General features: G+C 64.8%; 13 protein-coding genes, 1 pseudogene and 2 riboswitches. Of the genes and pseudogenes, 2 read left to right on the top strand and 12 right to left on the bottom strand.

Annotation, left to right across the window (positions count from 1 at the left end):
* Positions 1-20 precede the first annotated feature (20 nt).
* The 4 genes and pseudogenes from BGP85_RS29420 to BGP85_RS01640 form a co-directional block, all read right to left on the bottom strand.
* Positions 21-430 (bottom strand): annotated as a pseudogene (locus BGP85_RS29420) (DUF2946 domain-containing protein).
* A 64-nt stretch (positions 431-494) separates the two neighbouring features.
* Positions 495-1,271 (bottom strand): ParA family protein, encoded by a 777-nt coding sequence (locus BGP85_RS01630; RefSeq protein ID WP_103447998.1) that lies wholly within the window; start codon positions 1,269-1,271, stop codon positions 495-497.
* A gap of 143 nt (positions 1,272-1,414) precedes the next feature.
* Positions 1,415-2,434 carry a UV DNA damage repair endonuclease UvsE gene (gene uvsE, locus BGP85_RS01635; protein WP_103447997.1) on the bottom strand — a complete coding sequence of 340 codons (1,020 nt, stop codon included), beginning with the start codon at positions 2,432-2,434 and terminating at the stop codon, positions 1,415-1,417.
* An 80-nt stretch (positions 2,435-2,514) separates the two neighbouring features.
* Entirely contained in the window at positions 2,515-2,994 is a 480-nt protein-coding gene (locus tag BGP85_RS01640; RefSeq protein WP_103447996.1) for a hypothetical protein, read from the bottom strand.
* Between the two features lie 108 nt (positions 2,995-3,102).
* Between BGP85_RS01640 and BGP85_RS01645 the strand changes: the two genes are divergently transcribed.
* Both BGP85_RS01645 and BGP85_RS01650 read left to right on the top strand, forming a co-directional pair.
* Positions 3,103-3,603, top strand: coding sequence for a GNAT family N-acetyltransferase (locus BGP85_RS01645; protein ID WP_103447995.1), 501 nt, complete (start codon positions 3,103-3,105; stop codon positions 3,601-3,603).
* Positions 3,604-3,708: 105 nt separating this feature from the next.
* The gene (locus BGP85_RS01650; RefSeq protein WP_103447994.1) at positions 3,709-4,020 is read left to right on the top strand and encodes a hypothetical protein; all 312 of its coding nucleotides are present in this window, start codon (positions 3,709-3,711) and stop codon (positions 4,018-4,020) included.
* Here the strand turns inward: BGP85_RS01650 and BGP85_RS01655 are convergent.
* The 8 genes from BGP85_RS01655 to BGP85_RS01690 all read right to left on the bottom strand — a co-directional run bounded on the left by BGP85_RS01655 (position 4,006) and on the right by BGP85_RS01690 (position 13,287).
* Positions 4,006-5,352, bottom strand: a complete 1,347-nt coding sequence (locus tag BGP85_RS01655) for an OprD family porin (protein ID WP_103447993.1) — start codon at positions 5,350-5,352, stop codon at positions 4,006-4,008. The two genes, BGP85_RS01650 and BGP85_RS01655, sit on opposite strands and share 15 nt — an antisense overlap.
* An 18-nt stretch (positions 5,353-5,370) precedes the next feature.
* On the bottom strand, positions 5,371-6,150 hold the full coding sequence (locus tag BGP85_RS01660) for an ABC transporter ATP-binding protein (RefSeq protein ID WP_374755305.1): 780 nt from the start codon (positions 6,148-6,150) through the stop codon (positions 5,371-5,373).
* Between the two features lie 5 nt (positions 6,151-6,155).
* Positions 6,156-7,169, bottom strand: coding sequence for a FecCD family ABC transporter permease (locus tag BGP85_RS01665; RefSeq protein ID WP_103447991.1), 1,014 nt, complete (start codon positions 7,167-7,169; stop codon positions 6,156-6,158).
* Positions 7,166-8,179, bottom strand: coding sequence for an ABC transporter substrate-binding protein (locus tag BGP85_RS01670; RefSeq protein ID WP_103447990.1), 1,014 nt, complete (start codon positions 8,177-8,179; stop codon positions 7,166-7,168). Before BGP85_RS01670 ends, BGP85_RS01665 begins: the two co-directional genes overlap by 4 nt.
* Before the next feature lie 108 nt (positions 8,180-8,287).
* Positions 8,288-8,489: riboswitch (cobalamin riboswitch) on the bottom strand.
* Between the two features lie 30 nt (positions 8,490-8,519).
* Complete coding sequence (locus BGP85_RS01675) at positions 8,520-9,686, bottom strand: DUF1624 domain-containing protein (RefSeq protein WP_103447989.1); 1,167 nt, start codon at positions 9,684-9,686, stop codon at positions 8,520-8,522.
* 141 nt (positions 9,687-9,827) lie between these two features.
* Complete coding sequence (locus BGP85_RS01680; RefSeq protein WP_103447988.1) at positions 9,828-11,945, bottom strand: TonB-dependent receptor; 2,118 nt, start codon at positions 11,943-11,945, stop codon at positions 9,828-9,830.
* 109 nt (positions 11,946-12,054) lie between these two features.
* A riboswitch (cobalamin riboswitch) is annotated at positions 12,055-12,260 on the bottom strand.
* Between the two features lie 34 nt (positions 12,261-12,294).
* Positions 12,295-12,864 carry a GNAT family N-acetyltransferase gene (locus tag BGP85_RS01685; RefSeq protein WP_103447987.1) on the bottom strand — a complete coding sequence of 190 codons (570 nt, stop codon included), beginning with the start codon at positions 12,862-12,864 and terminating at the stop codon, positions 12,295-12,297.
* Positions 12,865-12,942: 78 nt separating this feature from the next.
* Positions 12,943-13,287, bottom strand: coding sequence for a carboxymuconolactone decarboxylase family protein (locus BGP85_RS01690; protein ID WP_027919898.1), 345 nt, complete (start codon positions 13,285-13,287; stop codon positions 12,943-12,945).
* Positions 13,288-13,308 lie beyond the last annotated feature (21 nt).

Consider the following 13,308-nt stretch of genomic DNA (forward strand, 5'->3'; position numbering starts at 1 on the left):
GCAGGCGCGCCCGGCTGAAGTCAGGCGATATGAGTGATGGCTGCGGGGAGTACGACAGGGGGAGCGCGGGGGTGAGGGCAGGGCGTTGGTAACGGGGCGGCGGTTGCGCCCAGCTGCGTACGACGATGGGCGAGATGGCAGCGGCGTGTGCAGGGCTGAGCGACCAGCTGCTGCTGGCGAGCGGCACGGCCAGGCCGAACGAGGAGCATACCGGGCAGTCGAGCTGGGCCATGTGCTGGTCGCCGCCGGCGCCGTCGAGGTCGATGGCCACGCCGTGCTCGCTGTTGATCGAGCAGAAGCCACCTTCCAGGCCGGCCAGGCGCAGTCCGCCCATTTGGCCATGGTGCAGGCCACACAGCAACAGGCTGAACAGGACGCTGGCATAGAGCGTCCAGGCAGTCAGCGTGCGAGTGTGCCGGGTGATTTTCATGGCGGCGAATCTATCACCCGGACGAACGGCGGGGTAGTGCGAGGCTGTGGTGTGTTGTCGCAGTTCAGGCAGCGCGTTCGAGCACGTCCAGCAGCTCGATGAACTCCTGCGTTAGCTTGTGGCGGGGCGCCATGTGCACCAGCGGCACCGAAACCAAGTGCGATTCGCGCATCTTGATCGAGCTGCTGAGGTACACCGGCAGCACCGGCATGCCCTCGTCGCGCAACTGCTCGACCAGGGTCTGGTGCAGCGCGGTGCGCCCGGCGAACTGGTTGACCACTACGCCCTCCACCTGCAGCGCCGGGTTGTGGTCCTGGCGCAGTTCCTCGACTTGGGCCATGACGCTGAGCAGCGCCTGGCGCGAGAAGCTGTCGCAGTCGAACGGGATCAGCAGGCGCTCGGCAGCCACCAGGGCGCTGAAGGTGTAGAAGTTCAGCGCCGGCGGGGTGTCGATGTAGATTCGCTCGTAGTCGTCGCCCAGCTCTATCAGTAGCTTGCGCAGCTTGTTGATCTTGTACTTGCTCTCCAGTTTGCTCTGAAGGTCGCTGAGGTCGGGGCTGGCCGTTACCAGGTGCAGGTTGTCGTAGCGGGTTTCGGTGATCGCCACGCGGTGCTTCTTGCCGGAGGCGGTGACCGGCGAGAGGGTCTGGCGGAAGAAGTCGGCGATACCGGCGGGGATGGCATCGTCGGTCAGCCCGGTGAGGTAGTAGGTGGCGTTGGCCTGAGGGTCGAGGTCGACCAGTAACGTGCGATAGCCTTCGGCGGCGCTTGCCGCGGCGAGGTTGCAGGCGATACTCGATTTGCCCACGCCACCTTTCTGATTGAAAACCACACGACGCATGAGACGCTCATCCATGAAGAGAGAAAATGTCAGGTTGGGGTCAATCCTATGACTGAAACACGACAGATTTATGACAAGTCTTGAAACAATAGTTAAGTTCATCTTTTTCGAAGCGCAAGCGCTCTGTTACGGCGTTTTTACGGTCATGGTCGCTCGACATATCGCCGGTAGAAATCCAGGGTCGCCAGGTTCTTGTCCTTGGCCTCGAACATGATGTCGAAGCGATCGATGAACTGCAGGGCGTAGTGGTTGGTCCAGTCGTTCCACATCTGCGCGCTGTGCTGATACAGGTCACGCTTGTTCACCTTCTCCAGCAACGCCGGGATGGTCAGCTTGCGGTCAGCGTCGAAGCCCAGTGCCAGCAAGCTCTCCGGCGGCTGTGAGTAGTGCATGGTCGGCCGCACTCCTCGCCAACTGTCGATGATGCGCGCCACGCGCGGGTCGTGGGGGGCGATGTAGTCGCCCTCGTGGATCCAGCAGTGGTGAATGTCCAGCACCACCGGCGCAAGGTCGGCCAGTGCCAGGCAATCGTCGACGCCATAGGTCTTCTCGTCGTTCTCGAAGGTGATCACGTGGCGCGCTACCTGCGATAACCTTGGCCACACCTGGCGTACCCCGGCTGCGCCGAGGCGCCCGGCAATATGCACATTGCACTTGAAGTCCTGAAAGCGCTGACCAAAGCCCATCATGCGGATCATGTCGGCGTGGTATTCGAATTCGGCCAGGCTGTTCTCCACCACCTCGGGGCGGTCCGAGCCGAGCACGCAGTACTGGCCTGGGTGGAATGACAGGCGGATATCCTGATCGCGGGCCAGCTTGCCGATGGCCGCAAAGCGTTCAGCCATCAGGGCCTGAAACTCGGTGTCGCGATAGATCGGCCCTACGCTGGGGTGGCTGTAGAGCGGCAGCAGGTCGCTGCTCAGGCGCACCATGCGCAGCATCGGCGGCAGTTCACTGACGTAGGCCAGCAGGCGCAATTGGGCGTCGAGGTTGTGCTGCACCAGCTCCAGCAGCTTGAGCCGGGCCGCTTCCTGGCTGGCACTGGACAGCCAGCGCAGCGTGGTAGTGCGCGGGTTGAAGGTGCGTTCGATGGCCTCAAGCTCTTTCACCGACAGGCTGCGGTGAGGGTGGCGGTACATGCAGGCGAAGCCCAGACGGGGCATGGTTGGTCTCCAGTTTTTGAATGATGGTTGGACACGTCAGCCGAGTGAACGATCAGTTCAACCTGTGCCATGCAGGCACATCAGGAGCCCGGCTTCTCCAGCTCTTCCAGTTCATCCTCCACCTGCTGCATGCGCTGCTCGGCCAGTGCCTGCACCTTCTCATCCCGCGCTGTCTCGCGCATCAGCCCGGTGAGCTTGTTGCTCAGGTGCTTGCCTTCGTCGGTCTGTTCAAGCGCCTTGGCCTTGGCCGGGTCGCGGGTGGCGGCGACGATGGTGGCGAATTCGGCGTCGCTGAAGTTCTTCTCGCTGTAGAGCTTGAACAGGTCCTGACGCTGGTCCTCGACGGTGAGGTGCTTGCGCAGGACCTGGCTGATGGTGGCTGCATCCAGCTGCGGGTGGGTGCGTGTGAGCAGCGCGGCCATACGCTCGATGTTGTGGTCGTAGGCTTCCTGCAGCGGCAGGTTGGCCAGGATCTGCTCTTCGCGGGTGGGCTTCTGGTCGCAGGCGGCGAGGGCGGTAATGAACAGCAAGGGCAACAGCAGCTTCTGGATGGGGGGCATGGGGTGGCCTTGGGCGCGTTTTGCAGAGGGTGATTATAGCTGTGTCGGGTTGCCAGCCATCAGTCCCTGAGGTAGAAAACCCGCCGTTCAGACCACGTTTCCACGCCCATGCCCCACTTGATCATCCAACCGCCCACTCACGAGCACATCAGTGAAGTCGTGGCCTTCATCGACAATGCCCGTCGCGGGCTGTTCCCGATGCTCGCTGGGTCGCTATTGCCGAAGGACCTGGCCCATTTTGCCGAGACTTACCTGTACGGCCATGGCCATTTTCTGGAAGCACGTGATCAAGGCCGGTTGATTGCAGGCATCGGCTATTTGCCCTACGACCATCGCTTCAACCAGCTCGACTATCACGGCAAGCGCGTGGTCGAGGTGGTGCGCCTGTTCGTGCTGCCCGAGTACCGTCGTCGTGGCCTGGCGGCGGCATTGTTCGCCGCCTTGCGCGAGCACGCCCGTGCCGCTGCGGTCGAATGCCTGTACCTGCATACCCATCCGTTTTTGCCTGGTGCAATACGCTTCTGGGAGCGGCAGGGCTTTGCGTTGATCGACGTGGAGGACGACCCGCTGTGGGGCACGACGCACATGGAGCACTGGATCGCCAGGTAGGACCATTCCTACTTCCTGCGGCTGACCGTCACCACCTCGTTCATTTCAATTGCCGGGCGATTTGCTTACCGTCTTCTCCTTCACGATGAAAGAGGAAGGATGCCCATGGCACATCTCGCGCTGTACAAACTCGACCTGCTCGACGCGTTCGAGAATCGCAGGGACGACTGGACCTATGTCGATTTCGAGAAACTGCTGACCAAGGTCAGGCCGTCAGCCAATTACCAGGATGCCAAGGGCATCATCATTGCGGCGCACAAGGATGGCAGCTGGCCGAAGACTGTGAAACGCTACCTGCTGAGCAACTATCGCGCACACCAGAACGTCAGCTCCGAGTTCAACGAGGTGTTTGCCGCCGTCGTGGCGACGCTGACCGAGCAGGAGAAGCAGGTCTGGGGGCTGTCAGAAACCGCCTGATAACGGCCATTCCACCGCCAGGCGGATCTGGTTGCCATCGAGCTCCGCCTGCGCCGTGTTGCCCCGGTGCACGTTGTGCCGCAGTGAGAACGTGGTGCCTTTGGCCTTGCCACTCTGCACCACGTAGCGCGCTTCGAGGTCCCGCTCCCAATGTTTGCCACCCTTGCCATAACCCAGGTACGCATAGCCGCCGTTTGGGTCGACGTGGGTGCCGTCGATATCGAAGCCGCGCACATACAGGGCGGTCAGGTTCAGCCCCGCAATGCCATAACCGCCCATGTCCAGGTCATAGCGCGCCCGCCATGATTTTTCGTTCGGCGCGTTGAAGTCGGACATCTGCACGGCGTTGGCGATGTAGATCGCCCCACGGGTGACGTAGTCGAACGGCGTGTTGCCATCCACCTGCTGCCAGCCGAGGCTGACGCTGTGCGGGCCCTGGCTGTAGCGCGAGACCAGGCTCCAGGTGGTGTTGTCGATGCGCCCGGACAGCGCCTTGCCGGTGTCGGTGGTGCGGTACAGGTTGAGGTCCAGGCTCAGGCTGCGGCGGTCGTCCAGGGCGTGGGTGAGGGTGCTGCCAAGGTAATGCTGGTTCCAGGTGTCTTGGTAGCACGAGGTGTACAGGCTGCCGGTGAAGGCGGCACCGGGGTTCCACACCAGGCCGGCGAGGTCGAAGCTGTTGCCCTGGCGGCCGTCGGAGTAGTTCACCACAAAGCCCTGGTCGTGGCTGGACGCATTGCGGTCGGTGCTTTCGTTGAAGTGGCCAGCGACCAGCTTGAGGGTGTCGATCTCGCCGCTGGTCAGGAAGAAGCCCGTGGCGGTCTCGGGCAGCAGGCGGCTGTCCGAGGAGCTGAACACCGGCGTCTTCACCCGCTGTTCGCCCCATGACAGTACGGTATTGGATACCCGCAGTTTCAGCGCCGCGCCGCCCCGGCTGTATTCGTTCTTGGGATGGCCGTGGTTGTCCAGGCTCAGCAGGCGCGCCTTGCCGGCACGGCCGCCACCGCTGTCGAGCTGCACGCCCTGATAGGCGTGGGCATCGACGCCGACGCCGATCAGGCCTTGGGTAAAACCGGACTGGAACGTGCCCATCAGGCCGTAGGCCCATTCCTCGGCCAGGCCGTTACGTTCGCTGCGTGGCTTGTAGGCATTGCGCGCGCCGCTATTGCGCCCGCCGTGCTTGTAGTCACGCTGGTCGTAGACAGTGCGGTTGAGAATGTTCCAGCTGCTGTCTTCGACGAAGCCGTTGCTTTGTGGTTGCGCCGAATCTGCCTGGGCAAACGGGGCGAGGGTTGCCAGTGGCAAGGCGAGCAGAGCAGCGGGGCGCAACAACATGCGGCAATGGCCTGTCATTCAAGGGGCGCGAAAGCGCAGGATGCGCGCGCCGTCGAAAGGGTCGGTGAGGTAGTGGGCGTGCACGCCGAAGGTGCTCAGCAAGCGTTCGGGGGTGAGCACCTCCAGCGGCTTGCCGAGGGCCACCAGGTGGCCTTTGTCGAGCACCGCCACGCGGTCGCAGGTCAGCGCCTGGTTGAGGTCGTGCAGGGCCACCAGGGTGGTCACCGGCAGGGCCTGTACCTGTTGCAGCAGGCTCAGCTGGTGCTGGATGTCGAGGTGGTTGGTCGGCTCGTCGAGCAGCAGTACCTGCGGGCGCTGGGCCAAGGCGCGGGCGATGTGCACGCGCTGGCGCTCGCCGCCTGACAGCGAACTCCAGACCCGTTCACCCAGGTGCGTGGCGTCGAGGTCGGCCAGGGCCTGTTCGACGATGGCACGGTCCTCCCGGGAGAATGGTGCCAGCGCCGACAGCCAGGGTGTGCGCCCCAGGGCGACGGCATTGAACACGCTGATCGCATCGAGGGTGTCGGCCTGCTGCTCGACCAGCGCCAGCGCCTGTGCGATGCGCCTTCGTGGCAGACGCGCCAGGGGTTCGCCGAGTAGTTGCACACTGCCGGTGCCCGGCGTGCGCAGCCCGGCCAGCAACTTGAGCAGGGACGATTTGCCCGAACCGTTGGGGCCGACGATGCCCAGGGTTTCACCGGCCACCACGTTGAGGTCGATGTTGCACAGCACGGTGTTGCCCGACAGTTGCAGCCCCAGCCCCCGGCAGGTGAGTGGAGCGACGTGCACGGTATTCATGACGGTCATGGGCGCCCCCGGCGGCTGACCAGGATCAGCGCGAACACCGGCGCGCCGATCAAGGCGGTGACCACGCCGACCGGAATCACCTGGCCAGTTATCAACGTGCGCGACAGCACATCGGCGGCAATCAGGAACAGCGCGCCGCCCAGGGCGCTGGCCGGCAGCAGCCGGCCATGGCCGGGACCGAGCAGTAGGCGCAGGGCGTGGGGGATGACCAGGCCGACGAAACCGATGGCACCGACGATCGACACCATCACGGCCGTTACCAGTGCCGCGCAACTGATCAGCAGCAACTGCGTGCGGCGCACGGCGATGCCCAGCGAGGCCGCCGAGTCGGCGCCGAAGGTGAAGGCATCCAGCGCCCTGCGGTGCCACAGGCACACCAGCAGCCCGAACAGCGCCACCGGCAACGCCATCCACACCGACGGCCAGCGCACACCGCTGAGGTTGCCCAGCAACCAGAACAGGATGCCGCGCGCCTGCTCGGCGGTGGCCGACTTGGTGATGAGGAAGGCGGTAAGTGCCGTGAACAGCTGCGAGCCGGCAATGCCGGCGAGGATCACCTGGGCGTTGTTGTTGCTTGGCCCGGCCGCACGGGCCAGCACCAGCACCAGGGCAAAGGCTGCCAGGGCACCGATGAAGGCGCCGCCGGACATGCTCAGGGTGACACTGCCCAAGCCCAGCAGGCCGACCAGCACTGCACCGGTCGAAGCGCCGGCGGACAGCCCGAGCAGGTAGGGCTCGGCCAGAGGGTTACGCAGCAGAGCCTGCAGGATCACCCCGCAGGTCGCCAGACCTGCACCGCAAGCGGCAGCGACCAGCGAGCGGGTCAGGCGGTAGTTCCAGACGATGCCGGCATCGATCGGGTCGACCGGGTAGCCGGCCTGCCACAGGTGGTTGGCCAGCACCTGGCAGACCAAGTTCGGTGGCAGGTTGGTCTCGCCGATGGCGGTACCAGCCAGCACGGCCGCGAGCAGGGCCAGCACGGCCAGGGCGGTGTAGGGCAGGGCGTTCATCGCTGCGCCGCTTTACCGCTGGCGAAGGCCGCAGACAAGGTCTGCAGGCCACGGAACAGGCGGATGCCGGCCTGCATGGCGTCGGCGTCGAGGATGATGATGCGGTCGTTCTTTACCGCGTCCATGTTCTTCGTCACCGGGTCGCTGCGCAGGAATTCGAGCTTCTTCTGGTAGTCGTCTGCAGGGAAGCGGCGGCGGTCCATGCGCGCGATGATCAGCCAGGTCGGGTTGGCCTTGGCCAGGGTTTCCCAGCCCACGGTCGGCCATTCCTCGGTCGATTCGACCACGTTGCGCACGCCCAGGGTGCGCAGCATGAAGTCGGCCACGCCCTGGCGGCCGGCGACGTAGGGGTCGATGTCGAGGTCGGCGCTGGAGAACCAGAACAGTGCCGAAGTCTGCGACAGGTCCTTGCCTGCCAGCTGCTGCTTCGCACTATTCAGGCGTGCCTTGAGGTCGTTGTTCAGCGCCGCGCCACGGTCCTGCACGTCGAAGATCTCGGCCAGCTGGCTGACACTCTTGTAGAGGCTCTCGACCTGAAACGCCTGCAGGCGGGTGCCGTCGGCGCCGACCAGGTTGTCCTTGCCTTCGCAGTCCGAGGGCAGCAGGTAAGTGGGGATCTTCAGCTCACTGAACTGCTCGCGGGTGGCGACCACGCCTTGAGCGCCGACCATCCACTCGAACTGCACGGCCACCAGTTGTGGGCGCTTGCCGACCACCGCCTCGAAGCTTGGGTCGTTGTCGGCCAGGCGCGGCACCTTGGCGTTCACCGCCTGGTATTCGGGGAGCACGTTGTTGAACCACAGCGAGGTGCCGGCCAGCTTGTCGCCCAGGCCCAGGGCATAGAGCATCTCGGTGCCGGCCTGGCCGATGGTGACCGCGCGCTCGGGCGCCTGAGCGAAGGTCTGCGGCGCGCCGCAGTTGTCGACGGTCAGCGGGTAGTGGGTGGCGGCAGCCTGGGCCAGGCCAGTCAGGCTCAGGCCCGCCAGCAAGGATGTGAAGCGCAGCAGCATGCGGGGCGATCTCCTATCGGTCAGTTCTGGTGAGGAACGCACGGACAGGCATCGCCGGCCCTCGCAGGCGCGAGGGCAGCACAGATGGCCATCCCGGACACCCCGCCGGTCGGTGAATGTATGCCGGCAGGTCTCCTGACTGGTGCGTCGTCACCTGGCCCCGGCCTTCCCGGATCATTGATCCAGTGGCATCGATGGAGCAGGCTCGGCACCTACAGTTGCGGGGGCAGTTCCGTTTGGCGCGCCAATTGTGGCGGGCCTGGGATTCCCTGTTAGTTCCGTGGCGGAAACCGGCGGGCCGCATGGTAGACCATCAGACCTCCGGGTGAAAACGTCTAAATCAGAAGTACTTGAGCCAGGCGATGTCACGCCGACGCGCCTTGAGCCGGGCGAACCAGCGCACGGGCAGGTACAGCGCCACGGCCAGCAACACCGCGCTTAGCCACACCGCGCCGATGCCGTCGAAGCCGAAGTAGTCACCATGGTTGAGGCCCTGCAGCGCCACGCACGCCAGGTACAGCAACTTGAGTACGTACAGGTGCAGCAGGTAGAAGAACATTGGCGCTGACCCGAACACCGCCAGGGCGCTGATCCAGCGGGCCAGCCCGGCGCGCTCGAAGGCGCGCAGCAACAGCAGGCCGCAACCCAGGGTCAGGGCCAGGAACAGCAGCGAGGGTGGGTACTTGGTGATGTTGAAGAAGCTCATCAGCGTCTGGGTGACGCTCGGGTAGCCGCTCCACGGCGCCTCGCCGTAGCCGTTGTAGATGCGCAGCACCATGAAGCCGAGCAAGGCGATGACACCGGCCAGCAGCAGGCGGTGCTGGCGCTCGCCGCCGTCGCTGCCACGGGCGAACCACGGGCCGAGGCCGTAGCCCAGGGCGATCACGCCGATCCACGGCAGCACCGGGTAGGAGGTGCGCAGGCGCAGGTTCTCCGAGACGTCGAGCCAGCCGCGGTCATGCAGGATCGCCCACGGCACATGCAGGGCCGATTCCACGCCGAAGTGCAGGCCATCGAACAGGTTGTGCCCGGCGATGATCAGCGCGCCCAGGGCGAGCAGGGCAGGACGCGGCAGCCACACCAGCAGCGACAGCGCGATCATGCTTACGCCAATGGCCCAGATCACCTGCATGTAGACCACGCTCGGCGGCAGCTGGAAGGTCCAGGCGAAGTTGACCAGAGTGAACTCCAGCACCACCAGGAACAGCCCGCGCTTGAACAGGAACGCCGACACATCGCTGCGGCCTTGGTATTTCTCGCCATACAGCCAGGCCGACAGGCCGGTGAGCAGGACGAACACCGGGGCGCACAGATGCGCCAGGGTGCGGCTGGCGAACAGCGACGGGTCGGTGGCATCGATGGTCATCGGATCGCTGACCTGGCGGTGCAGGAAGAAGGTTTCACGTACGTGGTCGAGCAGCATGAACAGGATCACCAGGCCGCGCAGGGCATCGATGCTCTGCAGGCGCTGGGTGAGCTGAGTGGGGAGGGCTGAGGCGCTGGTCATGGAGGGGTCGCAGGCAGGAATGAATGTCAAATGAAACGTTATCTTATAACTATTTCATTTTCTTCCGATAGCGTTTTTTTGTGTCGCCTGTGCCGGCCTCTTCGCGGGGCGATCCGACTTGTCCCGCGAATGGCCACCAAGTCAGAAGGTGTAATCCACGGTAGCGAAGTAGGACCGCGGCGCGCCCATCACCCACTGCTCGTCACTGAATACCGACGCCACATACTCGCGATCGAACAGGTTGTTCACCTGCAACCCCAGGCGCACATCCGGCAGCACCTGCCAGCCAATGTTGGCATCGACCACGGTATATCCCGGCGCACTTTGGCTATTGGCCGTGTTGGCATAACGCTCATCCACATACCGCGCGCCAATCCCGGCCTCGACTTGCTGGTCGAAGCCTTTGCTCAGCCACAGGTTGGCCGTGCGCCGTGGCACATTGGCCGGGCGGTTGCCGGCACGGTCTAGTGCAACGCCATCGACCACCTCGTCGAAATCATCGTACTTCGCCCGTACCAGCGCGGCATTGGCCGACACCTGCCACTGCTGCCCCAGGGCCAGTTCCAGCGACGCCTCCAGGCCGTTGGAGGTCTGCTGCCCGGCCTGTTGCGCCTCGTGGGTGATCGGGTCATCCACCAGCAGCTTCTTCTTGACGATATGGAACGCCGCCAGCGTCCACTCGCCACGGCCCTCCCAGAAGCGCTGCTTGAGGCCTAGTTCGGTCTGCTTCGCTTCGGTCAGGTCGTAGTGCATCTGCGACGGGCTGAGGCTGACCAGGTTATCCACGCCGTCCTCGCTGGTGGAGTACTGGCCGTACAGCGACAGATTGTCGTTGAGCGCGAACACCAGCCCGGCGCGCCAGTTGCCGCCCTGCAGGCTGCGGTCGCTGCGGCTGCCGTCAACCAGGTTGTCGCGGTCGATGTTGTTCTGGTCGCGGCGTACGCCGGTCACCAGCGACAGGCGCTCGCTGAGCTGCAGGCGGTTCTCGGCGAACATGGCAAAGGTGTGGGTGGTGGACAGCGTCTGCGGGCGGGTTGGCGAGTCGCTGTGGAACCAGCCTGCGGTCGGCTGCCACGGGTCGATGTAGTCGCCGCCCACGTCGTTGTAGGGCCGGTTGCTGTCGACGTTGAAACGCACCTTGTTGTATTCGACACCGACCAGCGTCTTGCTGGCCAGGCCGAACAGGCTGTGGTCGAAGGTGAAGGTCTGGCGGTCGCCGATCTGCTCCTGATTGTGCTTGATCTCCAGGTAGCTCTGGCGCTCCAGCATCGCGCGATCGGCGTCCCAGCTGTAGTTTTCGGCATTGCGCCAGTGGCGGCGGCTCTTGATGTAGTAGAGCTGGTTGCTGGCACTGAGCTGGTCGTTGATCGTCCAGTCGGTGGTGAAGCGGGTCCACTCGTCGTGGTAGCGTTGCTCGTCGTTCTGGATGTTGTAGTTCTTCTTGCGCAGGCTGCTGCGGTAATGGCCGTCGATCAGCGGCGTGCCGTAGTAGTTGGCGGGCTGGGCGTCGCCGCGCTCGTGGGCGAGGGTGAAGCTCAGGTCGTCGCTGGCATCGAAGCGCAGCGCGGCACTGAGCGCCAGGCTGCGCGAGTCGGTGCGGTCGACCCAGCCGTTGCCGCCCTGCTGGTTCAGGGTCAGGCGGTAGCTCAGGCGTTCACTGAGGCTGCCGCCGCTGTCCAGCCCCAGTTGTTGGCGATCCCAGGAACCGTAGCCCAGCCGCACGCGGTTGCGGATGTCGCCAGCGAAGGTTTTTTTCGGGATCACGTTGACCACCGCGCCGGTCGCGCCTTCGCCATACAGCACCGAAGCCGGGCCGCGGATGATGTCGATCTGCTCGACCATCCACGGGTCGACCGGGAAGGTCTGGGTGCCGGCCCCGGTATACAGGCGCGCGCCATCGAACAGGGTCATCACCGAGCCATGGCCGGTGAAACCACGCGCCGACAGGCCGGTGCCGCCATCGCCCGGGTTGCCGATGAAGGTGATGCCGGGCGAGCGGGTCACGGCGTCCTGCACGGTGAGGTTGTTGCGCTGCTTGATCTGTTCGGCAGTGATACTGCTGGTGCTGGCCGGGGTTTCCAGGGCAGTGAGGTTCAGCCGTGAACCGGCCTCGGTCGGCGTGGCCAGGTCGACGCGTTGTGGGTCACCGCTATCGGTGATGGCCGTGGAGGGGAGGTTCAGCACGGGTTCGTCGGCCAGGGCTGGCAGCGTGACGGCCAGGCAGGCCGCCAGGGGTTGAAGCTTGAGGAATCGGGACATGTCGTTCCACTGCTGCAGGAATGAATGGATCCCGGTGGAAAACACGCAAAGGCACACCACGCGTGCAGGGGCGCACGCGGATACCGGCCTGCGCCCGCCCACCGCGGGTTGCCAAGTGAGGCTTCAGGCCGGTCTCCGGGCTTGCGAGGGGCATGAGGCCTTCACCTTCCCATGCTGGCGCACAGTGGTGTGTCGAAGGCATCGCTCGCTTACCGTTGCGGGGGCAGCGCCGGACTTGTCGTGAACCACGACGCACCGGCTTCCCGTTTCACCCTGCGTACGGCGGCGCAGGACACCTGAAACTGGCGGGCATCTGACCATCGAATGGCCAGCACGTCAAATGTGCGTGTCAGCGCCCTCGGCGGCGCGACACCCGTGCTTCGATGTTCTTGCGCCCGATCAGCAGGGGAGGCTTTTCCACCACCGGCTCATCGGCCAGCCACTTGTACATCACCAGGCAGTCGACCAACCCGAGGCGGGCATGGCGATAGGCTTTGGGCAGGCGGCCAACGGTCTCGAAGCCGAGCTTGGTCCACAAAGCCACCGCCACTTCGTTGCTCGCCACCACCGAATTGAACTGCAATGCCAAAAAACCTTCCTGGCGCGCCAACTTCTGCGAGTGCTCGCACATCAGCCGGGCCACGCCACGGCCACGGGCGGCGTCGCAGACCATGTAGCCGCAGTTGCCGACATGGGCGCCAGGGCCGGCGGCGTTGGCCTTGAGGTAGTAGGAGCCGAGCAGCTCACCATCGGCTTCGGCCACCAGGGTGTGCAGTGGCAGTTGCAGCCACAGCTGGCGTGCCTGCTCGACGTCCAGTTCGGGGTCGAAGGCGTAGGTTTCGCGGGCCTGGACGATGGCCTGGAAGGTCGGCCAGAAACGCTCGAAGTCTTCGGGCGTCATGGGGCGGATGTGGATCATGGCGGTTCCTGCAATGGCTAGGCCGCCAAGTCTGGGTGGCGCGGCGCCGTCGCGCAAGGGCGGCGACGCCGTCGGGCTTCAGCCGTTGGCCTTGCCCACCGCATCCATGGCGCGGGCCGAATAGACCAGCGCGGCCCCGGCATTCATCGCCACGGCCACACCCAGCGCCTCGGCGATCTCTTCACGGGTGGCGCCGTGCTTGACGGCCTGTTGCGAGTGCACGGCGATGCAGCCGTCGCAACGGGTGGTGACGGCCACGGCCAGGGAGATCAGTTCGCGGGTTTTGGCGTCCAGGTGGTTGGTCTTGGCGCCCGCGCCGCTGGCGGTCATGTAGCCGGCCACGGTGTCGGGGGACAATTGCTTGAGATCGCCGATGCCGGCCATCAGCTGCTTACGGTAGGCGTCCCAGTCCATCATGCTCATCGTCTTCACCTTGGAAAGGTT

Origin of the sequence: Pseudomonas putida, from assembly GCF_002906855.1 — a bacterium.
GTDB classification, from domain to species: Bacteria; Pseudomonadota; Gammaproteobacteria; order Pseudomonadales; family Pseudomonadaceae; genus Aquipseudomonas; species Aquipseudomonas putida_N.